The following is a 25,305-nucleotide window of genomic DNA, read 5'->3' on the forward strand; positions in this document are numbered from 1 at the left end:
GACCGTGATCGCTAACAGGCCAAAGATGCTGATAGGCCTGAACCAAAAGGTATGAGGTAGGTTATCTGTGGTTTTTGTGCGGATACATGGGCAATAACCCTCCGGTCGAGAGATAGAACCTAACCCGATAGTTTGTATGTCAGGTGAAACCTGGTAAGCCCGTACCGCCGCCGTAAGGCTAGAGATATCGTAAGATAGATTGATAACGGTGCGGGTAAAGGATGATGAAAAAAGCGAATGCCGGCCTGTAATGGGACGGATAGAGGTTCAAACTTTGCCTTACCACGAAAGTGAGCAGACTTTCATCGGGTCTTTAATCGTGAGAAGACGAGTAAAACTTTCAAGAGGAGGAAAGCAAGTTGAGTGCAGCCAACATGTGTGCATCTGCATCCTTCCACCCAACAAGCTGGCATTCTATTAACTGGAAAACCAGTCATGTACGGGTGCGAAAGTTACAAGTACGTATTGCGAAAGCAGCGAAGAACGAGCAATGGCGCAGAGTAAAAGCGTTGCAACGTTTATTAACACGGTCATTCACCGCTAAAGTGATGGCGATAAAACGTGTGACCGACAATACAGGCAAGAAAACGCCTGGTGTCGATGGTGTTATGTGGAATACACCCGAAAAGAAGTGGAACGCAATAGGGGCTATGAAACGTACAGGGTATAGACCAAAACCTTTACGCCGAATATATATCCCGAAAGCAAACGGAAAACTGCGACCTCTTGGTATACCGACCATGCTTGACAGAGCGATGCAAGCGCTACATTTGCTAGCCCTAGAGCCTGTATCGGAAATCACAGCGGATAAGAACAGTTACGGATTCCGGTCACTTAGAAGTACCGCTGATGCGATAGAGCAAATATTTTGTAATTGTGCAAAATCTAAATCAGCAAAATGGGTGTTAGAAGCGGATATTGCAGGATGCTTTGATAACATTAGTCATGATTTCTTAATCAACACAATTCCTATGGATAAAGTGATATTAAGTAAGTGGCTAAAATCAGGTTTATTAGATCGTGGAGCCTTTTACACCACCAATGGTGGGACACCGCAAGGCGGTATTATTTCCCCAACATTGGCTAATATGGCACTGGATGGTCTTGAAGCTGAACTCCGACAAGTATTTGGATATTCAGGTACGGCTAAAGGTAATAAGCATAAAGTCCATTATGTGCGATATGCGGATGATTTTGTGATAACAGGTATCTCACATGAACTCCTTAAATCAAGGGTCAAACCACTGGTTGAAGGATTTATGGCAAAAAGAGGCTTGCGTCTATCACAAGAAAAAACGAGAATTATCCATATTAGTGAAGGGTTTAATTTCTTAGGACAGAATGTTAGATCTTTTAACGGAAAATTTTTAATATCACCCGCAAAAAAAAATCTCACAAACTTTTTGAAGAAAATTAGAACCACGATAAAGCAGGAAAGGTCAAGCAGCGCATGGAAACTGATAACTAAACTCAACCCGATAATTAGAGGGTGGGTAAATTACCACCGACATGTTGTTGCGAAAAAAAAAGCCTTTTCTAAAATCGATCATCTGATTTGGCAAGTTTTGTGGAAATGGTGTTTAAGACGTCACCCAAAGAAAGGTAAGTATTGGGTAAGAAAAAAATACTTTACCGTTCAAGGGAATAATCAATGGGTGTTTAGTGGAAAAGCGCCGGAAGGCAAGAATTTTACACTGTACAAAGCATCTTCCACACCTATAAAGCGCCATATAAAAATCAGAAGTGAAGCCTGCCCATTCGATAAAAAATGGGAAATGTATTTCGAAAAAAGGCTAGAAAATACCTGGAAACAAAAAACCGTAGGAAGTAAGAAAGTAAGAGTACTATGGATAAGACAAGATAAACGCTGTTTATGCTGCAACCAATTAATTACTCAAGAAACTGGCTGGAACATACACCATAAAGTCGAAAGAGTGAAAGGAGGCGGAAATGAACTGGGTAATCTTGAACTCTTACATCCTAATTGCCATCGCCAAAAACATAGTCGGGCTGCTGGTTGCGATCATACTGTATCGTGACTTATAAAGGCTTGAGCGGTATGCGGGGAAACTTGCACGTACCGTTCTTAGGGGGCGGCGTGACAGAGATGTCACGTTGCTACCCGACCATTTAGAGGCTGGTCACAAAGAGTTGCCGCTGGTGTTTCCCATCCTGTTTTATTGTGGTGAACAAAGTCCTCATCCCTATAGCACGAACTGGTTAGACTGTTTTCATGACAGAAAACTCGCAGAGAGTATCTACACCAATCCCTTTAAGTTAGCCGATGTCACCACACTTGAAGACGGTGAGATTATGAAACATAAGCGCATGGCTTTGTTAACTTTGATACAAAAGCACATTCGCCGAAGGGATATGACAGAGCTTTTTGATGAAATTGTGACACTGCTGTCGTATAATTATTATACCGATAATCAAGTTATTACTATGTTCAACTATCTCATCCAAGAAGGTAATGCTCAAAAGCCAATGGAATTTATCACTGAGATAGCTAAACAATCAGAGAAACACGAAGGAGCACTTATGACTATTGCTCAAGCATTAAAACAAGAAGGCTACCAATTAGGAAAAAATGATGGCATTCAAGAAGGTATTCAAAAAGGTAATCTTGAAGGCAAACTTGAAGCCCAATTTGAGATAGCAAAACAAATGTTGATAACTGGCATGGACAGGCAATCCGTGATCAAATTTACCGGCTTAAATGATGCTGAAATGAGTAACTTGTTTAAAGATTAACCATGACAGAACGCAAGAAATTAACTCTCAATCGCCCAAGAAAAATTTCACTGGAAGAACAGACCTCAAGTAACCCCGTTTACGGTAAAAAGGTCTGGGTAAACGCTACGCCCAAAAAAAAGGCAAAAAAATCGAAACCCCAAAAGGTAGCAAAACAACAGCCCAAAAAGGTGGTTGAAAAACCTAAACAGGAAGTGAAGGTTAAAATACCAAAACCACCTACACTGCCCAAAAAGCGATTGCCGTTAGAAGAAGCATCTCACAAATAACCACGCTTTGGCCTAATCTATTTCCTGAAAATCAATTGAAACCCATGAAAATTGGCATCCAGCAAGATATGTGGCAGGAAGTGAAAGAAAAGGGCTTACCGATAGCGAGAAGGCGTTTAAGAGCGTGTTTAGGCAGTATTGGTCATCACGCTGATTATCGGACACTTATCCAGTTAGGCGCGTTTCGTTCACGAGTTTCGCACAGGCCTATAAAATTCTAGAAATGGCTTAAAAGTAATGATTAATCTGCAAGTTACTGAAATGTATAAATTCACTTAATTTACAATAAGTTATATTTAATTTATAAGGTTTTATCTATTTACATATTATGCTGAATTAAACTTAAAAATAGAGCGTTTTTTTATTGGTGCGAAACTCGTGTCGTTATGACAAAGACGGTCAGATAGTCGGAGAGGTTACCCAAGCTGATGTTGAGGATAATCTGCAACGTTTGGCACGTCGAAATAAATCAACCCGTCAATCTACTGATGCTCATGCTGATTTGGCGTTGGGAAAATGATTTTCGCTGGTATGAAGCGGAACTCTGTTATGATTTATTTGGTGATTTATTGCTTATTCAGCGTTGGGGTGGATTGGGTAATCATCTTCATGGGCAAAATACTAAAATTGTTTCTGATTTACTTACCGGAGTTGCACGGCTCCATGCCATTGATCGGTAGCGCCGGAAAAGAAAAAGTCCTTATCATCGGATAAAATAACCTAATATCTATTTCCTTTTTGATGCAATTTTTCATATCGAATTGGCGTAGAACTAGAGGCTGTCGTCACAAGATGAAAATATCGAGAATAGTATATTTAAGACCCAAGTTATGGTCAAAATTAACCCAGATCCATACCAGCATGACGAGTGATTTAATCAAACCTAAGGTGTACGGCTACCTTTTCCCATTTTTTTTGCCTAAAAAAAGAACAACCAATGCCTGTCTTTAACTCGTGACGACAGCCCCTAGAATTACTGAATGAACAAAAAATAAATTTCCCCAACATGGCTAAAAAGCATTGGATAATTTACATCATAAGAAATAGATACGATGAGCTTTATACTGGCATTACAACAGATATAACCCGTCGTTTTCAACAACATCAATTAGGTAAGGGAGCTAAGGCTTTAAAAGGAAAAGCCCCTCTTTTGTTAGTGTATCAATCCAAACTCGCAAATCATGCAGAGGCTTTATCGTTTGAATGTCAAATAAAACAATTAACAAAAGCACAGAAAGAGCGACTCGTGACAGACCAACCTTTATATCTAGTTGATTATTTTGTTAAATTATCAGGCATTAGAATAACCTGAGTTCGGGATAAGAAATAAAGAGAAAGTCTTGATATTCAAATAGTTGAATGAGCCTGTTTTGTTAAAATACTCTAACAGTCTGGTTAAAGAGTAGAGCATTGTTAAACAATTATGGAAAATCTTACTGAACTTTATTGCCTGATGGATGATTTTTGCAAAGACTTCGAGCCAAAAATGCATGAATATTTGCTGACTAACGGTACTAAGCGTCGTAGACGGTCTACTCAGCTTTCGTTGGCGGAAATGATGACACTGGTTGTGTTGTTTCATCAACTCCGATTCAGGCAATTCAAGGTATTTTATCTCTATTATGTCCGCTTATATCTCCGGAAGGAATTTCCTAACTTGCCATCCTATTCACGCTGTGTAGAGTTACTTCCGCGTAGTGCCTTAGCGTTAACGGCACTGTTTGAGTCAATTAAGGGAAAATGCACGGGGCTATCGGTTGCCGATTCTACTCCGATAGCGGTGTGTGATAACTTACGGATCCGCAGACATAAAGTCTTCAATGGGATAGCTGAACGGGGAAAAAATTCAACAGGTTGGTTCTTTGGTTTCAAGCTTCATGTAATTATCAATCATTTGGGGGAAATACTCAGTTTTCGACTCACACCAGGAAACACCGATGATCGGAAACCATTGCCTGAGCTGACAAAGGATCTTTCTGGTTGTTTGTACGCAGATAAAGGGTATTTATCGGCTTCACTGAAACAGCAACTCAAAACGATGGGAATTAGCCTTATAACGAATATCAAGAAGAAAATGAAGCCTATTAAACAGACTTGTTTCGACAAAGCCATCTTGCGTCATCGTTCTGTCATTGAAACGGTATTTGATGAGTTAAAAAATCTTTGTCAAATAGAGCATACGCGACATCGCTCTCCGGCTAACTTTGTAGTGAATTTATTAGGCGGACTGGTTGCATATTGTTTAATGCCATCTAAACCAAAGATACCTGTTGCAGGTACGTATCTTCAAGTCTAATTGATAATGCTTATCCCGAACTCAGGTTAGAATAAGACACGAGTTTCGCACCGGCATATAAAATTCTAGAAATGGCTTCAGAACAATAATTAATCTGTAACTTGCTAAGACGTATAAATTTACTTAAATTACAATAAGTTATTTTTAATTTATGAGATTTTTTCTATTTATATATTATGCTGAATTAAACTTAAAAATAGAGAGTTTTTTTATTGGTGCGAAACTCGTGTAAGAAAAAAATTAATTAATTCTAAATAATAAAATAAGTTAACTATTTTTAAGTAAGTTTTTTAGACTTCCAAATTACTATTAGCTAAAGGTGTTTTTTATGAAATTTAGCCATACCCCCGTTAAACCCATGAAGTTAAAGGACATAACGATTATTAATGATGATAAATTGCGTAAAGCTGTTATTGCTGCAACGCTAGGTAATTTAATGGAGTGGTTCGATTTTGGGGTTTATGGTTTTCTAGCCTATGCTCTAGGTCAAGTGTTTTTCCCCGAAGCCAGCTCAAGTGTACAAGTGATTGCTACACTCGCAACTTTCTCTATACCGTTCTGTATTCGTCCTTTTGGTGGTCTTTTTTTCGGTGTACTGGGTGACCGGTATGGTCGACAGAAAATTCTGGCTATAACAATCGTGATTATGTCAATAAGTACATTTTCCATTGGGATAATCCCCTCTTATGCCTCGATAGGAATTTGGGCACCTATTCTGCTTTTATTTGCCAAAATGATGCAAGGTTTCTCAGTGGGAGGAGAGTATACTGGGGCATCGATTTTTATTGCGGAATATTCTCCCGATCGTAAACGTGGTTTCTTAGGTAGCTGGCTAGATTTTGGTTCTATTGCTGGTTTTGTGCTGGGGGCTGGCGTTGTATTATTAATTTCAAACTTTTTCGGACAAGAAAAGTTTCTTGAATGGGGTTGGCGTATTCCATTTTTGTTTGCATTACCACTTGGTATAATCGGTCTTTACCTCCGTCATGCGTTAGATGAGACTCCAGTGTTCCAGCAACATTTGGATAAACTAACACAAGATAATCGTGATGATTTGTTTGCTGTCGAAAAAAAGATCTCTTTTAAAGCGATATTGACAAAATATCGCAGAAGCCTACTGAGTTGCACTGGTCTTGTGGTAGTCACTAACGTTACCTATTATATGCTTCTGACTTATATGCCAAGCTATCTGTCGTATAATTTAAATTACAAAGAAGATCATGGTGTATTAATTATTATTGTTGTGATGATAGGTATGCTCTTTTTTCAGCCGCTCATTGGACTGATGAGCGATAAATTTGGTCGTCGACCTTTTGTTATTTTTGGTAGTGTAGCTCTGTTAATCTTGGCTATTCCTTGTTTTTTCCTGATAAACAGCAAACTAACTGGGCTGATTTTTATTGGTCTTTTGATTTTAGGTGTGTTGCTGAATGCTTTTACAGGCGTAATGGCCTCTTCATTGCCATCCATGTTTCCAACTCATATTCGTTACAGCGCACTTGCGGGTGTTTTTAATATCTCGGTAATGATAGCCGGGTTGACTCCGACCGTAGTGGCTTGGTTAGTTGAAACTACTCACGATCTTTTTATCCCAGCATATTACCTTATGGTAATTGCTATTATTGGTTTAATTACTGGTTTTGCAATGAAAGAGACAGCTAACAGACCATTGCGAGGCGAAACCCCAACTGCTTCTGATATTGATGAAGCTCGGGAAATACTTCAGGAGCATCACGATAATATTGAGCAGAAAATTGAAGATATCACCCTACAAATTTCTGAATTAGAAGAAAAGCGTAAACATCTGGTTGAACAGCATCCTATTATCAAAAAATGATTCAACAATGTTATGTTTTTTTATATGGAATTTTATTATAGAAAACTGTTTTTATAAAATTGACAGGTAGTGCAAGAAAAGAAAGCATCCTTATCATTGTGTAGAATAACCTTATATCAAATCTTTTGCTGAACGTTTTAACAAACGATGAAAAAACAAGAACTCTCAGTTTTAAATATGGCCGGCTTCATAAAAAGCCAAACATTAATCCTCTTAGATAAGCTCAATCAACTAAATCTGGATGATTGTGCAGATGAGTGCGAAGATTTGCACGACATGGCAGAAAAACTTTATCTTAATTTAAAAAAAACACTGGAAAGTGAGTAACTCAGGCTCATTACTTTTCGTTGTTTTTGGAAGGCATTTAACATGAATCGTCTTGTTTGGTTTCGCAATGATCTTCGTATTACAGACAACGCAGCGCTATTTAATGCATGTCAGGATCAACATGTGAAAATTATCGCGGTTTATATAGCAACGCCTAAACAATGGCAAAAACATCATATATCAGTGCGTCAAATCGCTTTTATTCACGAGAACTTAATAAAGTTACAACACAGTCTCTTTGAATTAGGTATTCCTCTCATTTATCAACAATGTGCCGATTTTAATGCATCATTAGATTGGTTAAAAGAATTTTGTCAAAAAGAAGAAATCAGTGAAATATTTTTTAATCGACAATATGAGTTAAATGAGCTTAGACGAGACCAGCAGTTGGAACATATTATAGGCAATAAAGTTGCGATTCGTAGTTTTGACGATAGTGTTCTTTTGCCTCCAGGTTCTGTTTTAAATATTAATAATGAGATGTATAAAGTCTTTACGCCATTTAGGCATGCCTTTATTAAACAATTAATCAAAACCGAAGTTTGTTCTCTGCCAGCGCCTAAAATGCGAAAGGGTGGTGGAATTTATATAAATCCTATCCATCCCTATTTAAATGACGTCTACAAATCAGAGGCGTTTCCCTCTGGTGAAAAAATTGCATTAGCTAAATTATGGAATTTTTGTCGTGAGAATGTTAACAATTATCAAAAAACAAGAGATATTCCTGCTATTGATGGTACAAGTTGTCTGTCCCCTTATTTAGTTGTTGGTGTTCTTTCCTCTCGGCAATGCTTTAATAGATTAAGAACTGAACATCCTCGTTTATTAGAAAATAGAGATGGTGCTTTTATCTGGTTAAATGAGTTAATTTGGCGTGAATTTTACCGTCATTTAATCGTTGCTCATCCTTTTTTATGTAAAAACAAACCTTTTATTGACTGGACAGACCGAGTGTAGTGGAAAAATGATGAGGCTATGTTGTTGGCCTGGCAGCAGGGTCTTACTGGTTATCCGATTGTTGATGCAGGTACGCGACAACTAAATAACCTGAGTTCGGGATAAGCATTATCAATTATACTTGAAGATACGTACCTGCAACAGGTATCTTTGGTTTAGATGGCATTAAACAATATGCAACCAGTCCGCCTAATAAATTCACTACAAAGTTAGCCGGAGAGCGATGTCGCGTATGCTCTATTTGACAAAGATTTTTTAACTCATCAAATACCGTTTCAATGACAGAACGATGACGCAAGATGGCTTTGTCGAAACAAGTCTGTTTAATAGGCTTCATTTTCTTCTTGATATTCGTTATAAGGCTAATTCCCATCGTTTTGAGTTGCTGTTTCAGTGAAGCCGATAAATACCCTTTATCTGCGTACAAACAACCAGAAAGATCCTTTGTCAGCTCAGGCAATGGTTTCCGATCATCGGTGTTTCCTGGTGTGAGTCGAAAACTGAGTATTTCCCCCAAATGATTGATAATTACATGAAGCTTGAAACCAAAGAACCAACCTGTTGAATTTTTTCCCCGTTCAGCTATCCCATTGAAGACTTTATGTCTGCGGATCCGTAAGTTATCACACACCGCTATCGGAGTAGAATCGGCAACCGATAGCCCCGTGCATTTTCCCTTAATTGACTCAAACAGTGCCGTTAACGCTAAGGCACTACGCGGAAGTAACTCTACACAGCGTGAATAGGATGGCAAGTTAGGAAATTCCTTCCGGAGATATAAGCGGACATAATAGAGATAAAATACCTTGAATTGCCTGAATCGGAGTTGATGAAACAACACAACCAGTGTCATCATTTCCGCCAACGAAAGCTGAGTAGACCGTCTACGACGCTTAGTACCGTTAGTCAGCAAATATTCATGCATTTTTGGCTCGAAGTCTTTGCAAAAATCATCCATCAGGCAATAAAGTTCAGTAAGATTTTCCATAATTGTTTAACAATGCTCTACTCTTTAACCAGACTGTTAGAGTATTTTAACAAAACAGGCTCATTCAACTATTTGAATATCAAGACTTTCTCTTTATTTCTTATCCCGAACTCAGGTTAAATAAAATCGGATGGATGCACAATCGTTTGCGAATGATTACGGCAAGTTTCCTGGTTAAAGACCTACTGATAGATTGGCGTAAGGGCGAACGTTATTTCATGACTCAATTATTGGATGGCGATTTTGCGGCAAACAATGGTGGCTGGCAGTGGGCTGCATCGACGGGTACAGATTCTGTCCCTTATTTTAGAATTTTCAATCCGATAACCCAAGGAAAACGTTTTGACCCAAAAGGTATCTTTATTCGTCGTTGGTTACCCGAACTGAGTAAAGTGCCAGATCAGACTACTCTAAATTATCCATTACCTATCGTTGATCATTCTAAAGCTAGGAAAGAAACATTAGATGCTTTTAGCTCAGCAAAGAATATGAAATAAATTTTGATTAATATTTCCTCTGTTAGTAAATTTACCCAAATAAAGACAGGTTGTTTAATTAATTATCTTTGCGGGTTTTATTTCTTTTAAAATCCGCAAGGCTAATGACGGGGGCTTTTCTTCTTTTCCTTTTGCGTGGTTTTATAACTGGAATATTATTATCATAAATAAAAATGACAGGGGTATCATTTTCGTTTCGAATTTCAATCTTATCAAAATGAATATTTTCCCCATGAAAATAAAGATTAACGCCGGAGAGAAATTCAATGTCATAAAATTGTAATTCCTCAATCGCTTCACAAATTGCATTTTTAAGGCTTTGTTTATTCCAGCGACCCGTAAATTTTATTCTCATTTATTTTTTCCGTTTTTATTTTCTGATAATGTCGATAAATTTTATTTGCATAGTGGTAACGATTTTTAATTGATGTATTGGTATTTTTCATTCCCGCGTTATACATACCAACGGCTAACCAATTTTTACCGTAGGTAGCAAAGTTACGAGTTAAAACCATGGCACCAATATGAATATTTAAACAAGGATGATTGATTAAGTCATTTTCAGATAATGTAGGGTATTCATTTTTGATTGCGTTAAAGGTTTTGCTATTAATTTGCATCACCCCTAAATCAAGTGAACCATCTTTATTTTTTGCATGGGGATTAAAATTGGATTCTTGTCTGGCAATCGCTCTTAAATAATCGGGGTCTATTTGATAATAACTTCCAGCTTTATCAAAACAATCAGCAAGGGATAATTTTGAGATAACAAGACAAAATAGCCACATTAAATTTTTAGTTTTCATCACGTAGCTCTTTATTCAAAATAACATAACAATTGGGCATATTGTCGCCCCTATAAAACGAAAAGTTTTTTAAGAAAATTCTAATAAAGACTATCAATGTTACCTCACCAAATCCGATTTTTCTATCACTAATTTACAGACCACACGCAAAATATATATTTTGTTTTAATTATATGAAATATAATATTTTTTTGGTTAATTATATATATTTATTCATCAAGTTTAGACTCTATTTAGAGTCTATCAAGAATCTTTATTGCATCCTTTTGTTTTATAAGTATATTATCTTAAAAGAATCTATATAAAGTCTATTAAGATTCTTGAGGGATTCTTTTTTTTTTATTAATATATTGATTTTAATGTATAAATAATTTATATTAAAAATTAGATGCTATATAGATTCTTTTAAGAATCTTAAAAGATTCTTTATTAACTTGTATTTTAATGTAAAATGATATTCATTATATAATCATTAAGGTTCTTTTTCATGGAAAAAGTTAAAAACAAATATCGCTTATCTTTACCCATACCTGATTCTATTCTGAAACAAATAGACGAATTCGTTGAAGATAAACGCGCCGATGGTGAGCCTAATTCCACTTCAAATCGTACCGTTATTGCGATGGAAATGTTAAAAATTGGTTGCCTTGTTATGCAAAAAAGAAAAGAGAATAAAAATAATGAAGAGCCTCAAATTACTCTAGATGATAAACTGGCTTTAATTGCACAATCTGTTTTAAAAATTGAATATATGGAAAATCTTTTATTTTATGCAACAAAGAAAAATAAAGAGAAAGCCTCGCTATATATGTCAGATGAAAATTACCAAAAGTATTTGGAAGAGATAGAATATAAGCTGAGTTATTTTTTTAAACGGAAATAATATCTTTGATAATTTTTGCAAAATTTTAAAATAAAGGAAAGCTAAAAGAATGGATAAATCTATTGAAAAAATCATTTATGCATCGAGATGGTTATTATTTCCTGTCTATATTGGGTTGTCATTTGGATTTATTTTACTTACTTTAAAGTTTTTTCAGCAGATAATTCATGTCATCCCAGAACTTTTTTCTATCACTGAATCTGGATTAATTTTGACGGTTTTATCGCTGATTGATATTGCGTTAGTTGGTGGGCTTTTAGTTATGGTTATGTTTTCAGGTTATGAGAACTTTATTTTAAAAATGACCGTCGATGATAAACATCAAAAATTAAGCTGGATGGGAAAAATGGATGTTAATTCCATTAAAAATAAAGTGGCCTCATCGATTGTCGCCATTTCTTCAGTTCATCTTTTACGAATTTTTATGGAAGCAGAAAAAGTGGCGGATAATAAAATAATGTGGTGTGTTATTATCCATTTAGCTTTTGTTGTCTCTGCATTTGGTATGGCTTATATTGATAGAATGAGTAAACATTCTAAAGGCTAATTTTTAATTACATTATCCTTGAGATAGTTCATGCAAAATAGTCAATCTCAATCACCGCAATCCCTTGAAGGGGTTGTTGAACGCGTCTCTTTTCATAGTGAAGTTTCCGGCTTTTTTGTCATTAGAGCTAAGGTTTCCGGACATAAAGATTTAATTACTGTAACGGGTAATACTGCTTCTATTAGTGCAGGGGAATATATTGAATGTATGGGTATCTGGCTTAACGACGTTAATTATGGTCTACAGTTTAAAACCCATCATATAAAAACTATTGTTCCTACCACTCTGGAAGGCATGGAAAAATATTTGGGTTCAGGTATGGTCAAAGGGATAGGCCCCGTTTTTGCCAAACAACTTATCAAATCCTTTGGTGCTGATGTTTTTAATGTTATTGAACACCACCCTGATAAATTACTTGAAGTTGAAGGCATTGGAAAAAAACGCCAGCAAAAGATTAGTTCTGCCTGGGCAGAACAAAAAGTAGTCAGGGAAATTATGGTTTTCTTACAATCTCATGGGGTCGGAACTTCAAGAGCTGTTCGTATATATAAAACCTACGGTGAATCGGCAATTTCTAAAGTACTTGAGAATCCTTATCAACTCTCGATTGATATCTATGGTATTGGGTTTAAAACAGCAGATCAAATCGCACAAAACCTAGGCGTCGATACACAATCTCTGATCCGTGCTCAAGCCGGTATCCGGCATGTTTTACAGGAATTGTCTAATCAGGGACATTGTGCAGAAGAACAAGAAGCATTAATTAATAAAACCCATCGCCTACTGAATATTCATGAAGATATTATACGCCAGGCCATTGAGATTGAATTAACAGAACGCCGGCTGGTTTTACAATCGGTTGAAAATGAAATCTGGGTATTTTTGTCGTCATTATCTTTTGCTGAACAAGGTGTTGCTGGTCATTTAAAGCGTTTGATTTCTGGAAAACTTCCCTGGGAGAATATCGCACAGGAAAAATCCATTCCCTGGGTTGAGAAACAAAATAAGATAACGTTATCCGATTCGCAAAAGACCGCTATCGAAAAAACCTTAAACAGCAAGGTGAGTGTCATAACAGGCGGGCCTGGTGTTGGTAAGACTACGGTGATTAACAGTATCCTACATATTATAAAAACTAAAGGGATAAAACCGACGCTTTGTGCGCCAACTGGACGGGCTGCTAAACGATTGAGTGAATCAACCAGAGAAAATGCCACTACGATTCATCGTCTTCTGGATTTTGATCCTTCACAATTTGATTTTAAACACAATGCTGATAACCCTATTGATACCGAATTACTGGTTGTTGACGAATCCTCAATGATTGACATTGTATTGATGAATAAATTACTACGGGCATTACCTGACCATTCAGCGTTGCTGTTGGTAGGGGATATCGATCAGCTACCATCGGTAGGACCCGGGAATGTCTTATCTGATATTATTCACAGTCAGCAAATCCCTATTAGTCGATTAACCAAAATATTCCGGCAATCAGCTTGTTCTAAAATTATCACCAGTGCTCATGCTATTAATATGGGGCGCTTCCCTGAAATTGTGAAAAAAGGCGAGGAAAGTGATTTTTTCTTTATTCATTCGGAAGATATTGAAGATATCAAAAATAAACTTCTAAATATTATCTTACATCGATTACCGATGCGGTTTGGATTTGATCCGGTCAGGGATATCCAAGTATTAACTGCAATGAATAGGGGCGGAATTGGCGCGCATAGTATTAATGATATGTTACAATCTCAGCTTAATAATAATGTCACTTCCTCGAAAGTGACACGTTATGGCCGGACGCTTTCTTTGGGTGATAAAGTTATTCAATTAGTGAATAATTATGATAAAGATGTTTTTAATGGTGATATCGGAATTATTACGTTAATTGATACGGTTGAATCTGAAGTGATCATCGATTTTGATGGCAGAACAATCCGGTATGATTTTAATGAGCTTGATGAGATATCCTTAGCTTATGCAACAACTATTCATAAGAGCCAGGGTTCTGAATATCCTTGTGTTGTGATTCCGATAGCTATGCAGAACTATCTTATGCTTGAACGAAATTTGATTTATACTGGGGTCACCAGAGGTAAAAAAATGGTGGTTATCATTGGACAAAAGAAAGCACTTAGTCTCGCTATCAACAAACAGAACTCGATTAAACGAAAAACATGGTTACTAGCACGATTAAAAATCGCGTTCGATAAATCATAGTGCTTTTTTAACTATGATTCTTTAGGTAAATCGTATTACCCACATTTAGAAAGAATGCCGCCGATATAGGGGAAATGCTTTTACTACATTTGAGTCATTTTGTTGTTCATCTGAAGATGTCGCTGCTTTATTAAACTGATTAATTAACGTGTCCATTTTTTCTTTCAACTCGGTCAGCTCAGTTTTCAATATACTAATCTCGTTTTTCATTTCAGCGTTTTGTTTTTCTATTGAACTACTTTGTTCATTAACTTTTTGAAATCCCTGTGATTGATTTAATCCCAGATCATAAACTGATTTTAACATTTTCTGGTTCCTTAATTCATTTAAATGAGTATATGTTTTAGAAAGTATAGCATCGAATTCATTCCATTTATCGCGGTGAGAATTTATTTTATATTGTTTGTGAGTCTGATATAGGCCAAAGGCAATACCCGAAAAGCCAGCAGCGGTTGATATTCCAGAACCAATTATATGTAAGAGAGAGCCACTAATTAGACAAGGCGCAACACAGGGTAAGGCGAAAACCATTGCGCCTACTAACAAGCCTACGAAGCTCAGCGCAATGCCTATTAAAGAAAATTTCAGATATTTCTTTGTTGTTGATTCTGGCGCCGTTTTTTCTTTTAATTGTTCGATGTCTTTCAGGCAGTTATGTAAAATATCTAATGTTTCATCGATATTTTTGAATTCTTTTCTAACCTGATTTTCAGTATGGATTGCTGTTTTATTCAAGATGCCAAAATGTCTGATGAACTTATCTGTTGCTCCGGTAAGCAAGGATTTTGATAAGGGTAAGTCGATATCTTTAAGCTTATTTTGACAAGCTCTTAAGTCCTTATGAAGATCAGGATATTCTTTTTCTGAAAAAAGGGAGAAATAAGTTCCTTCCATGAGGTAATCTCGCATTTCTGTGAAACTATTCCATAACAGTTCTTCAGGTTTTTGAATAGATTCATTGATAATTTCCTCTTGAGATGTGTTGATTATTTCTGTTGAATTGGTTGATTTATTAGATAAATTATCACCTGGTTCATATACTATCTGTGAAGATGAATTAGTAACTGAAAGCATCTTTTATGGTCCCCTAATCGATGTCTACTTTTATTTGTTTTTTAATAACCGCTATTTTGCTTTATTCCATTAGTAAAAATATCAGGTCAAGACAGGAATAACAAACTTAGCGTCTATTTAAGGTTATTTATTATAAAATTAATTTATAAGGCTATGGTTAGATTAATCACCGTACTCTTTTTCTTTGATTTTTTGTTTATCTTCATGATGCAAAATATTGACTTCATCGTTATCTAATCGTTTAGATTCTTTATCGGAGTCTACCTCGTCTATCGATAGATTATCTTCAGTTGGCAAGGATAATTTCTCAGTATCCATCAATTTTTCAGCATCAACATTCTCAGGTAATTTGCTCTCTTCATCTTTAAGTAATGTATCATTTATGTCAAGATTTAACGCTTTGTCCATATCAATGAAAGACTTTCTTCTACTGCAGTTGTCAATTCGTTGGGTTTTGCGGTTTCCTGCGTAATTTCTATTACGATGGTATTATCCGTTTCTATTTGTTGTAGTGCGCTTGGTAACTGGTCGGTTTGATAGGTTTTGGGTTCGACACTTTCATCGCCCTTCTGGAGAATGATGTATTTACCCTCTTTAGCACCCTGATAGCGGGCTCTTTCAAAATCAATATTGCCCGTATAAATTCCCACCGGTAAATGGTAGTTGCCTCGGTGAATGCCGTTTTCATTAACAACGGGCAATAAGATTTCAGGGGATTTATTGAGGGTGCTTAATCTTCCTGCCTCGGCGATTAAGGAGTCTACTTTTTTCGCGAATGCGGTTTCGGTGATAACTTTGCTTTGCTCCCACACGTTTTTTTCACTCACTGCCAATTGGTCATCCTGAAGTTTGATAAAATTATGGGCTGAAAAGCGCTCACCGCTATGGATTTCAATGTGCTTTATCCATTTTTCGGCCTCGTCGAGGTAGACCTGAACATGGGCTTTACTACGTGAGAATTCGACATAAGTATTATCCAGCGCAGCCAGTTTTGCTTTGTTATCACTGGCACCATCATACACAATCACATAAGGCACGGATGCGCCCTGTGAAGCATAAGCGGTAACGGCATAGGTATAATCAAGATGCCGGTCGCTCATCTCTTTATGGGGCTGATAGGCTAACGTCCTGCCATTAAAATCAATTAACAAGTTATCACCTTCAATCTTTTTCACTATTCCCACCTCATTGTTTGCCGCCATAGGTTCTTTATCGGTAACGGTTAGCCTAATTCTTTCGCCAGGACTGACGGTTATCGTCTGCGCTTGATACAATGTGACGGCATCGGGATTAAGCGTCATGACTGACAGATAACGCTCCTGCTGATTGTTAGGCTGATGCAGTGAAAGGGTGCCATCTGATGACGTTTCGTTAATGTGATAATAGGTTTGATTGATTTTGGCAATGTTACCGGTGTTTGTTTGCCAAAAATCAACGGTTTTGATGTCAGCGGCAGCGTGATTAATGCGTTGCAAGGTGGGGATAGTGAGGCTTTTTTTATCATCCTGGTAAAGCGTTTGATGAATCGCTTCATTAATCGCGGCTCGGTCACGGTTTAATGGAGTGACAATCAGGGTATTATTCTGTGCGTCTTTTGTTCTGCTGGTGAAATCTTTCACAATGGCGGCTATTTTTTCTTCCTGTGTTTTGCCTTTGAGGTCAACCACTGAATTAGCTGGAATATCACTATCTTTCATCCGCGTAACGGTATCTGGCGGCACGTTGTTAATAACGGCTAGTGATTGCTTGATGTTGCCCGCTATCACCGCTTCGATGGCGGGTTTTAATTCCGGATTTTGTCGAACAATTTCACGCATCACCACGGTGTCTGCGGCACTCCGTTCGAGCGTTACTTTAAACGGTACGCCACTTTCAAAGGATTTGAGTTGTTGCCGGTCACCTGACAGTACAATACGCCCTGATTTTTCAGTAATGGTTTTTAATAAGGTCACATAGGTTTTATTGCCTATCATTGAGCTTTCATCAATAATAAACAGGGTATTTTTAAAGTTGGTTTCGGTATTATTTTCATTCAGAAAACTGGCAATGGTTTGTGAGGGTGTACCGGCTTCTTTAAGTCCTGCCACCGCTTTGTGGGTGGGCGCAAGTCCCATTAGCGTGATGTCGGGTCGATTCTGTTTGAGGGATTTAGCCACGGTTTTAAACTGGGTGGTTTTCCCCACGCCTGCATAACCTTGAATGGCGATAATCTGGTCAGGTGAACGTAAGATTTTTTCGGCGGCTTTTTGTTGCCCCTGCGTGAGTCCGGTGGTATCAATAGGTAGACTTTGTTTAATCAGGGGTAACTGGGTGTTTTTGCCTTTTAATATCTGTTTAAGTATATGTGATTCTCTCTCAAAGGTTGATTTTTCGATAAAATTGCCCATCAGTGTGTTAAAACTGCCATCAATAGCGATAAAATCGCCTTGTTTTAACTGTTTTTCAAACTGAGCGGCAATCCGTTCAATGGGCGCATGAGGTAATAACTGCACCGCTTTTGTGATGACTGCTGCACCATTAAAAAAGACCTTTGAACCGGTTACTTTATCGATAGCAACCTCGATGGCTTTTTGTCTATCGGCTTGCGGATTTTGTTTTGCGGTCTGGGTATTTATTACCTTATAAAAATCGTTTTTTTCTGCACTGATGGTTTCCATTTTTACATCGTTAAAGGCCATTTTTTTATCAATGGTGGCTTTATCGTGTCCAGTGATGGCAATGACCGTTTTACCACTGCGTTTTATCTGATTAATCTTGCTATCGTTGAGTTCTCGGTCATTGGTGATAGCAATTACTGTTTTGGTTTTTGATAAGCTCTTTCCTAACGATTCGCAATAATGGTACGCTAATGGGACTTCGGTTTTCGGTGAAAAGGAAAAGGTCTTACCTTTATTATCTTCAAGGATGACTTTATCCCGAAACAAAAAATTTCCTTTTCTTATCTGGCTGAAGGTAAAGGCTTTACCTGCAGGAATATTGTCACCAAATCGCCCCTCTGATTTCACTTTATCGCCCATCCTCAGCTCTAAGTTTTCGGTCTTATAAAGTTGATAGTGATTTGATATTTTATTGATAGGGAGCTGCGTATAACAGCCGTCACCATTTAATAACACAAGGGTGTTGGTCTTTTTATCAATATCTTTAATTAAAAAGGTTTCCTTCTGGTCACCGTTTATTTTTTCTAATTGATTGCCGACCCGATAGGTATTGCGGTTGTTACGGTTTGATGCATCGAAAAACACTGATTTTTGCGTTGAGATGGTGACCGATTGTGATGACAATAATCCTTTTTCTATTAAAGTGTTACGAACTTTATGCGTTATCTCGGCATTCAGTTTATTACTCCCTGTCTGAATGATAGCCTCCTTGTTGGTGACGTGTAACAGAGAATAATAGTTTGCCGCGAGCTGTGCTCTGTCTCTTTTGTCCACTTTTTCGACAAAATAAAGCTGTTTGCTGGTATTAACCTGATGACAGTTAATCGTTGGGATAGTGAGGTTACCAGCAATCTGTTTCGTTAATCCTGGTTGTGACCGTACTGTGCTATCAAAAACAATCGCTGTCGCATTGTGGTGGTTTACGGTTTGCAGTAGGGATTTCATCTTATCAAGCCCTATCTTTTCGGACTGATAGACGCTTAATAAGGCTTTTTTGACAACTCTTTCATTTTGTTCGATGTCTTTTAACGTCATTACATTCATGTCATTTTCAAGCTCAGCAACCAAATTGTTTTTGGTCGTCACATTTGGCACGACAATAATATGGGGTTGGCGATTTTCCTTCGCCAGCGTCTGAATCTGGGAAAGCGTGCTGAGATGGTGATTTGCATCGCCTTTTAGATTGACAACATTCACCGCTGCATTATTTTTTACCAGACTGGTTGTCAACGGGCTGTTTTGTGTTGAGGTTAAACCACTTTCTTTGGCGTTTAAGCTAGTTATTAGCTGTGCTTCGGCGTTTTCTGCTTTTAGCTGATAGGGGGTTGTCAAGGCGGTACCTTCTCTATTAACCGGAATTAAATCGCCCTTATCCAAAAACGTTCCGATTTCGGCTCTTATGCTATTTATCATGCCTGATTCAAAAGGCAATTGATTAATCACCTGTGTTAAAAGTTTGTCATAGATGAATCTGTGGTGATTAATTTCCAGTGACTGAATGGCATTTTTAACGGCTTGTTGCAGCGTAATTTGTTGTTGCTGGTCGATTTTTTGGTGGGTCACCGGTTTAATAATGGCATTTTTATCAAATCCGGTTGCTTGTAACTTTTTTTTCCATTCCTGACGTACGGTTTCAATATTGGAAAAATCTTTTTTCTGGCGAGTATCTAAAGTGGCCACCATTTTTTGTTTTGCGGGTGCCTTTTCCCCAACCGCTGCAATGATTTCCTTGCGACGACTGGAGAAAATATCGGTGGGTACGCCTTTTATTTCCCACTGGCCGTTTTGACCGGCTGCAATAAACTTAACCTGAGTTCGGGATAAGAAATAAAGAGAAAGTCTTGATATTCAAATAGTTGAATGAGCCTGTTTTGTTAAAATACTCTAACAGTCTGGTTAAAGAGTAGAGCATTGTTAAACAATTATGGAAAATCTTACTGAACTTTATTGCCTGATGGATGATTTTTGCAAAGACTTCGAGCCAAAAATGCATGAATATTTGCTGACTAACGGTACTAAGCGTCGTAGACGGTCTACTCAGCTTTCGTTGGCGGAAATGATGACACTGGTTGTGTTGTTTCATCAACTCCGATTCAGGCAATTCAAGGTATTTTATCTCTATTATGTCCGCTTATATCTCCGGAAGGAATTTCCTAACTTGCCATCCTATTCACGCTGTGTAGAGTTACTTCCGCGTAGTGCCTTAGCGTTAACGGCACTGTTTGAGTCAATTAAGGGAAAATGCACGGGGCTATCGGTTGCCGATTCTACTCCGATAGCGGTGTGTGATAACTTACGGATCCGCAGACATAAAGTCTTCAATGGGATAGCTGAACGGGGAAAAAATTCAACAGGTTGGTTCTTTGGTTTCAAGCTTCATGTAATTATCAATCATTTGGGGGAAATACTCAGTTTTCGACTCACACCAGGAAACACCGATGATCGGAAACCATTGCCTGAGCTGACAAAGGATCTTTCTGGTTGTTTGTACGCAGATAAAGGGTATTTATCGGCTTCACTGAAACAGCAACTCAAAACGATGGGAATTAGCCTTATAACGAATATCAAGAAGAAAATGAAGCCTATTAAACAGACTTGTTTCGACAAAGCCATCTTGCGTCATCGTTCTGTCATTGAAACGGTATTTGATGAGTTAAAAAATCTTTGTCAAATAGAGCATACGCGACATCGCTCTCCGGCTAACTTTGTAGTGAATTTATTAGGCGGACTGGTTGCATATTGTTTAATGCCATCTAAACCAAAGATACCTGTTGCAGGTACGTATCTTCAAGTATAATTGATAATGCTTATCCCGAACTCAGGTTAAACTTATAGCCCTGCTCGGTTAATTCCTCTTTCAAGAACTGGCGATATAACGCCCCTAATGCCACCTGATTATTCCAGGTAACCTCAACAAATCCCTGCCCCATTTGACGGTCTGATGATAGCGTTTTCCACTCACCCTGCTTATTTTGTGTGACATTGGCAATTACCGCATGCGTATGGAGTTGTGGGTCAAGGTTTCGGCTGGTGTCATGCAAAAAAAGGGTGGAGACTAAATTACCCGTGTTTTCAAAGGTGCTGACACCCTGATGCATGGTACGGGTCTTGGGCTTTTATTTTGTGAGAAATTAAAGAATATTAGCGATGCTTTTGGCTAGCTGGTTTTCCAGTTCCGGTTTTGCTTCTTCAAATTTCAGATTAACCTTATTGGCATTAGACACAATGCGCGTCTGGTATTTATGGCGATTGGTGGTTTCGGTACTGGTCTGAAGTTTTGCGCCAGAAGTGCCCTGTTTTAAGCGTGCGGTATCATTTACCGTCACATTGGTGCCGTTGTTTAAGGCGCTAATCTGCAAATCGGTGATCATGGTGTAATTTACATCTTCCACCATCGCATCGACCGCGGCGCCAACCAGTCCTGCGGCTAATCCAACACCTAATGCGCCGCCGGGGGAATCGACGTTATAAGCCATGGCACTTGCGCCCACTGCTGCGCCAAGGGCAGCGCCTTCATAACCTTGCGATAAAAAGCGTTGGGCATCTCTTAAGTCCATCTTATCAGCCTTTAATACATTGGCCTGTATCCAGTAATAGGCGGCATTCTATAGCCTTTCGCTTCCACCGCTTTTCTAATCAAGCTCGCTAAATCCGACATATCTTTATCGGAGGTATTTTTAATTTGTAGGTAAACAGTTTTTTGGGAAGCAGGGTCTAACCAGATGGTTTCACTCATTTGGGTTTTTACTTCGAGGTTGCGTTTTTTAACTGCTGTGCTGACTGCACTACAACCGGTCAGTGCCAGTGAACTTGAGATGAAACTGACCAAAATTAAACGCTTAAAAGGGTGTACCATTTTAAAAAACTCCTTGAATTGAGGTAACAGAGATTTGATCTATCTTTCGATAGATCGTAATTAATTTCGATTAATAGGATTAATTTTCTTTAGATTTATATTCTGGTTTCAGTCGTCTGATTTTGAACATGCTCCATACATATTACCAGCAATATCAGTCCCTCCGACCATAGGTAAACCATTGGCTGGATTATGAGAAAAATCATTGTCACTGACTGTGTAATTTGGATTTTTGATATTTAATGAAATAAATAAAAATAAAATAACCAAGGTGGAAATGATTATTGGAGTAACAAATAACTCATTAGTAAAAACTCCATCATGAGATAAAGTAATATCTAAATATTCTTTTATTAAAATAAGCGAACTACCAAATACGTAAAAAAAACTAACAACTATTTTTACAATTTTTTGACTATTTTTCCAACGGGTTGCAGTAAAACAAAAGAAACCACTTATCGCTATAATCGACATAGTGATCATAGAGAAAGTTTGTTTAAAGAAAAACAAACATAATGATTCCAGTGTAATTATCATGATGACAAAGGTTAAAAATTTCATTTGCCCCCCTTCTCTTCATATCTATTAATATTAGCCGATTTTTCCTTATTTATCGCCTTTTCATTGGCGGTGATTTTATCCTGCGTGGGTGTCACTTTATGCCCAAAATCGGTTTTTTCTGCCCGTATCGCTTTTGCATATTCACCGGTATTGGCCTCGGCGGATTCAAGTAGGCTGACCTTATTGCTTTCACCCGTTTCTGGGTTAACAATGGTCTGGTGTTGCCGGATTTGACCTTTATCGGCTTGCGTTTCTAATTGCGCTGCACTTTGATTAAAACCGACTGGATTATATTGGCTCGCATCGTGAGATACCTGTATACCCTTATAATGACTGGCTACTACCGTTTGACTGGCAAAATGATTATGGCGGATATCTTCGGCTATCCTGTCACTGAACTCGCTGGCCAGCGCTTCACGTTGCGCCCTGACCGCAGGTGTTCCGGCATCCGTTAACACACGACCTGCCTCAGCTTCCCCCAAACGCGAATACGCAAACTGGGTAAATTCCTGCTCCAGGCGGTGGGAAGCGCTTAGGCGTTCGGTTTCGGTTAAATTAGCTTGCTCAGAGATAGTTTGCTCTTTGGTTTGGCTAGCAGTGAATCCAGCAAAGTTTTCTCTGGTATTTTGTAGTGAGGCTCGTAAATCTCTCACCAAAGATCGCGTTTCGGCATTGGAAATCCGGCTAACCTCATTATCGGTCATATTTCTTATCACCGATGCGGATTGGCTGGCAGAAAAGTCTCTTGCTACCTGCAGATCTTCTGATGTTTTATTGCTTTTTGACGCAGAGTCTGTATTAGTGTCAACCCATTGGTGTCGATATGACGCTTCAAGATTTGCCTTTGCATTAGCAACACCGCCCATATTTTCGTTACTAACACCAAAAGATCCAGATACTCCAAATCCCCCTATGTCGGTTCTATCCGTTGAAGTTTTATCCTCTCTTGGCGTACTATTATTTGATGAAAGAGAAGATTTCGCTTGTTGTGATTGTCGTTGGATGTCTTCAATAGCTTGAGGCTGTTCACCGGTTAACCCGCTTTCAAATGACCCTTGCTTGTTAAACTGGTTACTTAACGCGGTTGAGATATTGTAGGTGTCCGAAATCGCACTTTTTAAGCCCTGATGGTAGCTTTCGGTCTCGCGGTGTTGACTGCTTAACGCTTTGCTAAAGCTGGTGTCGAGCATCGAACTGGTATCCAGGCTAAACGGCCGTTTTGAGATGGCTTGGGTGGTATCGACAATATGCTGACCACTTTGGGTGGTGCTAATCACAGCACCATCCCGCTTTCGCTTTGAAACTCCGGTTTAAATCGGTCTTAAAGCCGTTGATGTTCTCCACCTGCATATTGGCCATGTTGTAATTGCCGCTTGCCACCGCATCCCCAGTCTGCCAGGGCATTACCCAGATAGGAGCCGGCACTGGCAATCTGTTGGCCAAGGGAAGTAAAGAGCTTAAAACTTAAAAACGGAATAGACATCATCATCCAGCCGGCAATACCTGCCGTGGTGGTGCCGGTCTGGGTGAGTCTGTCTAGATTAGAAAACGTCACATTTTCGCCATTTAGCGTGGTTGCCATCATGAAGTTGTAAACATGATTAAAGATAGCAAACATTACAGGCCACAACATGAGGCCACCCATAATGTTAAGTTAATTAATTATCACTTTTGCGGCAATCTCTCTCACAAAAAGCGCTAAAACCATAATCGGAAAGAGCGAAATACATAAAAGCATCAACACGGTATTGAGTTGCGGTAACATTTCACTGGCCAGATGATAACTGGCCTGATGGGATAAGCGCATTTTTGCCAGCGATTGCTCGGTGGTAATGAGATTTAACCCTCCAGGGTCATTCATGGCCGCGGCATAGGCGTTAAAGCCTTTTCTCAAGCCCGCTATCATGATGTTCTGTTTTAAAATATCGGCGGCAGATTGGCTGGCTTTCATAAAGTAGTTGTAGCTGCCTTCGAGCATATGCGGTAATACCACTGAGGCATCGTGGCGGCTCTGGAAAGAGCTTTCTGGCATAAAACATCAGCGTGCTGCCGGTGCCTGTGGTATCCAGATTAAGCAGGTTTTTAAGTTTTACGGTGGCTTGCTGACAGGTCATAAACTGACTGCGTGCGCCTTCGGTATTTTCAGATTCCCAGCCCTGATAATAAATCCCTCTTAAGGGGCTGGGTTTGGAGAAAATCAGGCTATAAATATCGCGGGTGTTGAGTAGTTGGCTTAAGCTGTATTTGTGGTTTAGCTGAATATCAGGGATAACACAGTTTTTCACGTATTCGCTGAAATTGGCATTAATCTCAGGACTGTGGCTGTGAAAAGTCAGGGATTCCTGCATCAGTTTCTGGCCAAACATTAAGCCGGTTTTGCTATAAGCAACACTGTCGGGGAGATGGAAAAAGTCATCATAAAATGTCGCTACCGAATGGCCGATACCGGTCAATAACCAAAGTGGGGTGGCCAGTCCCACCGGCACATTATCCACCCGATTGATTTTGTCTGGTCTTGTCAGGTCGTTGACCACCACGGTGACTTTCGGTGTGAGCAGGAGTGCCGTCACACAAACAAAGGTAAAGCCCCAGGCAAAGAGTCCCTTTAAGTCATTGGTTTTTACATAGGTCATGACGCACGTTAAAATGCCGAGCGTTTCGGCTAAATAAAGTAGCCCACCCCAGGTGCGGTGATTTACCATGGCTCCCACCGCATTCAAGGTTTGGGTCACCATGTCACCGCCGCTGATAAACCAGGTATCCAGTACCATCT

27 protein-coding genes and 3 pseudogenes are annotated in these 25,305 nt (G+C 38.7%); 17 read left to right on the plus strand and 13 right to left on the minus strand.

What is annotated here, in order from left to right:
• Positions 1-374: 374 nt before the first annotated feature.
• The 12 genes and pseudogenes from ltrA to V3224_RS23675 form a co-directional block, all read left to right on the plus strand.
• A complete protein-coding gene (gene ltrA, locus V3224_RS23620) occupies positions 375-2,039 on the plus strand; it encodes a group II intron reverse transcriptase/maturase (RefSeq protein WP_334473236.1) in 1,665 nt (554 codons plus the stop codon).
• A gap of 76 nt (positions 2,040-2,115) precedes the next feature.
• Entirely contained in the window at positions 2,116-2,754 is a 639-nt protein-coding gene (locus V3224_RS23625) for an Rpn family recombination-promoting nuclease/putative transposase (RefSeq protein WP_334473071.1), read from the plus strand.
• Between the two features lie 2 nt (positions 2,755-2,756).
• Entirely contained in the window at positions 2,757-3,023 is a 267-nt protein-coding gene (locus tag V3224_RS23630) for a hypothetical protein (protein ID WP_334473073.1), read from the plus strand.
• A 35-nt stretch (positions 3,024-3,058) separates the two neighbouring features.
• On the plus strand, positions 3,059-3,244 hold the full coding sequence (locus tag V3224_RS23635; protein WP_334473074.1) for a hypothetical protein: 186 nt from the start codon (positions 3,059-3,061) through the stop codon (positions 3,242-3,244).
• A gap of 146 nt (positions 3,245-3,390) precedes the next feature.
• On the plus strand, positions 3,391-3,543 hold the full coding sequence (locus V3224_RS23640) for a hypothetical protein (protein ID WP_334473075.1): 153 nt from the start codon (positions 3,391-3,393) through the stop codon (positions 3,541-3,543).
• Positions 3,518-3,703 carry a hypothetical protein gene (locus tag V3224_RS23645; protein WP_334473077.1) on the plus strand — a complete coding sequence of 62 codons (186 nt, stop codon included), beginning with the start codon at positions 3,518-3,520 and terminating at the stop codon, positions 3,701-3,703. The genes V3224_RS23640 and V3224_RS23645 overlap by 26 nt, the downstream gene beginning before the upstream one ends.
• A gap of 326 nt (positions 3,704-4,029) precedes the next feature.
• Positions 4,030-4,335 (plus strand): GIY-YIG nuclease family protein, encoded by a 306-nt coding sequence (locus V3224_RS23650; protein WP_334473078.1) that lies wholly within the window; start codon positions 4,030-4,032, stop codon positions 4,333-4,335.
• A gap of 111 nt (positions 4,336-4,446) precedes the next feature.
• Entirely contained in the window at positions 4,447-5,319 is an 873-nt protein-coding gene (locus tag V3224_RS23655) for an IS982 family transposase (RefSeq protein ID WP_334467716.1), read from the plus strand.
• A gap of 328 nt (positions 5,320-5,647) precedes the next feature.
• Positions 5,648-7,156 (plus strand): glycine betaine/L-proline transporter ProP, encoded by a 1,509-nt coding sequence (gene proP, locus V3224_RS23660; RefSeq protein WP_334473079.1) that lies wholly within the window; start codon positions 5,648-5,650, stop codon positions 7,154-7,156.
• Positions 7,157-7,303: 147 nt separating this feature from the next.
• Positions 7,304-7,483 carry a Rop family plasmid primer RNA-binding protein gene (locus V3224_RS23665; RefSeq protein ID WP_334473080.1) on the plus strand — a complete coding sequence of 60 codons (180 nt, stop codon included), beginning with the start codon at positions 7,304-7,306 and terminating at the stop codon, positions 7,481-7,483.
• A 42-nt stretch (positions 7,484-7,525) separates the two neighbouring features.
• Entirely contained in the window at positions 7,526-8,440 is a 915-nt protein-coding gene (locus V3224_RS23670; protein ID WP_334473081.1) for a deoxyribodipyrimidine photo-lyase, read from the plus strand.
• Positions 8,441-8,452: 12 nt separating this feature from the next.
• Positions 8,453-8,545: pseudogene (locus tag V3224_RS23675) on the plus strand (FAD-binding domain-containing protein); the annotation flags it as partial.
• Positions 8,546-8,555: 10 nt separating this feature from the next.
• On the opposite strand, the gene V3224_RS23680 reads toward V3224_RS23675, so the two are convergent.
• Positions 8,556-9,428, minus strand: a complete 873-nt coding sequence (locus V3224_RS23680) for an IS982 family transposase (RefSeq protein WP_334467716.1) — start codon at positions 9,426-9,428, stop codon at positions 8,556-8,558.
• Between the two features lie 113 nt (positions 9,429-9,541).
• On the opposite strand from V3224_RS23680, the pseudogene V3224_RS23685 reads away from it, so the two are divergent.
• A pseudogene (locus V3224_RS23685) lies at positions 9,542-9,925 on the plus strand (FAD-binding domain-containing protein); the annotation flags it as partial.
• Between the two features lie 58 nt (positions 9,926-9,983).
• On the opposite strand, the gene V3224_RS23690 reads toward V3224_RS23685, so the two are convergent.
• Complete coding sequence (locus V3224_RS23690; protein WP_334473082.1) at positions 9,984-10,280, minus strand: hypothetical protein; 297 nt, start codon at positions 10,278-10,280, stop codon at positions 9,984-9,986.
• Positions 10,249-10,731 carry a lytic transglycosylase domain-containing protein gene (locus tag V3224_RS23695; RefSeq protein ID WP_334473083.1) on the minus strand — a complete coding sequence of 161 codons (483 nt, stop codon included), beginning with the start codon at positions 10,729-10,731 and terminating at the stop codon, positions 10,249-10,251. Before V3224_RS23695 ends, V3224_RS23690 begins: the two co-directional genes overlap by 32 nt.
• A 487-nt stretch (positions 10,732-11,218) precedes the next feature.
• Here V3224_RS23695 and V3224_RS23700 point away from each other — a divergent pair, with 487 nt between their 5' ends.
• Genes V3224_RS23700 through recD2 form a run of 3 tightly spaced genes read left to right on the plus strand, consistent with a single transcriptional unit; the run spans position 11,219 to position 14,384 of the window.
• Positions 11,219-11,614 carry a hypothetical protein gene (locus tag V3224_RS23700; RefSeq protein ID WP_334473084.1) on the plus strand — a complete coding sequence of 132 codons (396 nt, stop codon included), beginning with the start codon at positions 11,219-11,221 and terminating at the stop codon, positions 11,612-11,614.
• 49 nt (positions 11,615-11,663) lie between these two features.
• Entirely contained in the window at positions 11,664-12,161 is a 498-nt protein-coding gene (locus V3224_RS23705; protein WP_334473085.1) for a TIGR00645 family protein, read from the plus strand.
• A gap of 30 nt (positions 12,162-12,191) precedes the next feature.
• On the plus strand, positions 12,192-14,384 hold the full coding sequence (gene recD2 / locus V3224_RS23710) for an SF1B family DNA helicase RecD2 (RefSeq protein WP_334473086.1): 2,193 nt from the start codon (positions 12,192-12,194) through the stop codon (positions 14,382-14,384).
• Positions 14,385-14,429: 45 nt separating this feature from the next.
• Here the strand turns inward: recD2 and V3224_RS23715 are convergent, their stop codons facing one another.
• The 3 genes from V3224_RS23715 to V3224_RS23725 form a co-directional block, all read right to left on the minus strand.
• A complete protein-coding gene (locus V3224_RS23715) occupies positions 14,430-15,458 on the minus strand; it encodes a hypothetical protein (protein ID WP_334473087.1) in 1,029 nt (342 codons plus the stop codon).
• A 162-nt stretch (positions 15,459-15,620) separates the two neighbouring features.
• The gene (locus tag V3224_RS23720) at positions 15,621-15,866 is read right to left on the minus strand and encodes a hypothetical protein (protein ID WP_334473089.1); all 246 of its coding nucleotides are present in this window, start codon (positions 15,864-15,866) and stop codon (positions 15,621-15,623) included.
• Complete coding sequence (locus V3224_RS23725; protein ID WP_334473237.1) at positions 15,851-19,963, minus strand: AAA family ATPase; 4,113 nt, start codon at positions 19,961-19,963, stop codon at positions 15,851-15,853. The genes V3224_RS23720 and V3224_RS23725 overlap by 16 nt, the downstream gene beginning before the upstream one ends.
• A gap of 76 nt (positions 19,964-20,039) precedes the next feature.
• On the opposite strand from V3224_RS23725, the gene V3224_RS23730 reads away from it, so the two are divergent.
• Positions 20,040-20,912: an IS982 family transposase gene (locus V3224_RS23730; protein ID WP_334467716.1), complete on the plus strand. Its 873-nt coding sequence runs from the start codon at positions 20,040-20,042 to the stop codon at positions 20,910-20,912.
• A gap of 10 nt (positions 20,913-20,922) precedes the next feature.
• On the opposite strand, the gene V3224_RS23735 is transcribed toward V3224_RS23730, so the two are convergent.
• From V3224_RS23735 to V3224_RS23765, 7 genes and pseudogenes are all read right to left on the minus strand, one after another.
• Complete coding sequence (locus tag V3224_RS23735; protein ID WP_334473090.1) at positions 20,923-21,213, minus strand: relaxase domain-containing protein; 291 nt, start codon at positions 21,211-21,213, stop codon at positions 20,923-20,925.
• A gap of 33 nt (positions 21,214-21,246) precedes the next feature.
• A pseudogene (traT, locus tag V3224_RS23740) lies at positions 21,247-21,971 on the minus strand (complement resistance protein TraT).
• 108 nt (positions 21,972-22,079) lie between these two features.
• On the minus strand, positions 22,080-22,532 hold the full coding sequence (locus V3224_RS23745; RefSeq protein ID WP_334473092.1) for a hypothetical protein: 453 nt from the start codon (positions 22,530-22,532) through the stop codon (positions 22,080-22,082).
• Positions 22,529-23,809 (minus strand): hypothetical protein, encoded by a 1,281-nt coding sequence (locus tag V3224_RS23750; protein ID WP_334473093.1) that lies wholly within the window; start codon positions 23,807-23,809, stop codon positions 22,529-22,531. The genes V3224_RS23745 and V3224_RS23750 overlap by 4 nt, the downstream gene beginning before the upstream one ends.
• 44 nt (positions 23,810-23,853) lie before the next feature.
• Positions 23,854-24,165, minus strand: a complete 312-nt coding sequence (locus V3224_RS23755) for a hypothetical protein (protein WP_334472489.1) — start codon at positions 24,163-24,165, stop codon at positions 23,854-23,856.
• 21 nt (positions 24,166-24,186) lie between these two features.
• Positions 24,187-24,510 carry a conjugal transfer protein TraG N-terminal domain-containing protein gene (locus tag V3224_RS23760; protein ID WP_334473095.1) on the minus strand — a complete coding sequence of 108 codons (324 nt, stop codon included), beginning with the start codon at positions 24,508-24,510 and terminating at the stop codon, positions 24,187-24,189.
• Positions 24,410-25,303, minus strand: coding sequence for a conjugal transfer protein TraG N-terminal domain-containing protein (locus tag V3224_RS23765; protein ID WP_334473096.1), 894 nt, complete (start codon positions 25,301-25,303; stop codon positions 24,410-24,412). The genes V3224_RS23760 and V3224_RS23765 overlap by 101 nt, the downstream gene beginning before the upstream one ends.
• Positions 25,304-25,305: the final 2 nt, after the last annotated feature.

Source organism: Arsenophonus sp. PmNCSU2021_1 (assembly GCF_036919435.1).
In the GTDB taxonomy this organism is placed as follows: domain Bacteria; phylum Pseudomonadota; class Gammaproteobacteria; order Enterobacterales; family Enterobacteriaceae; genus Arsenophonus; species Arsenophonus nilaparvatae.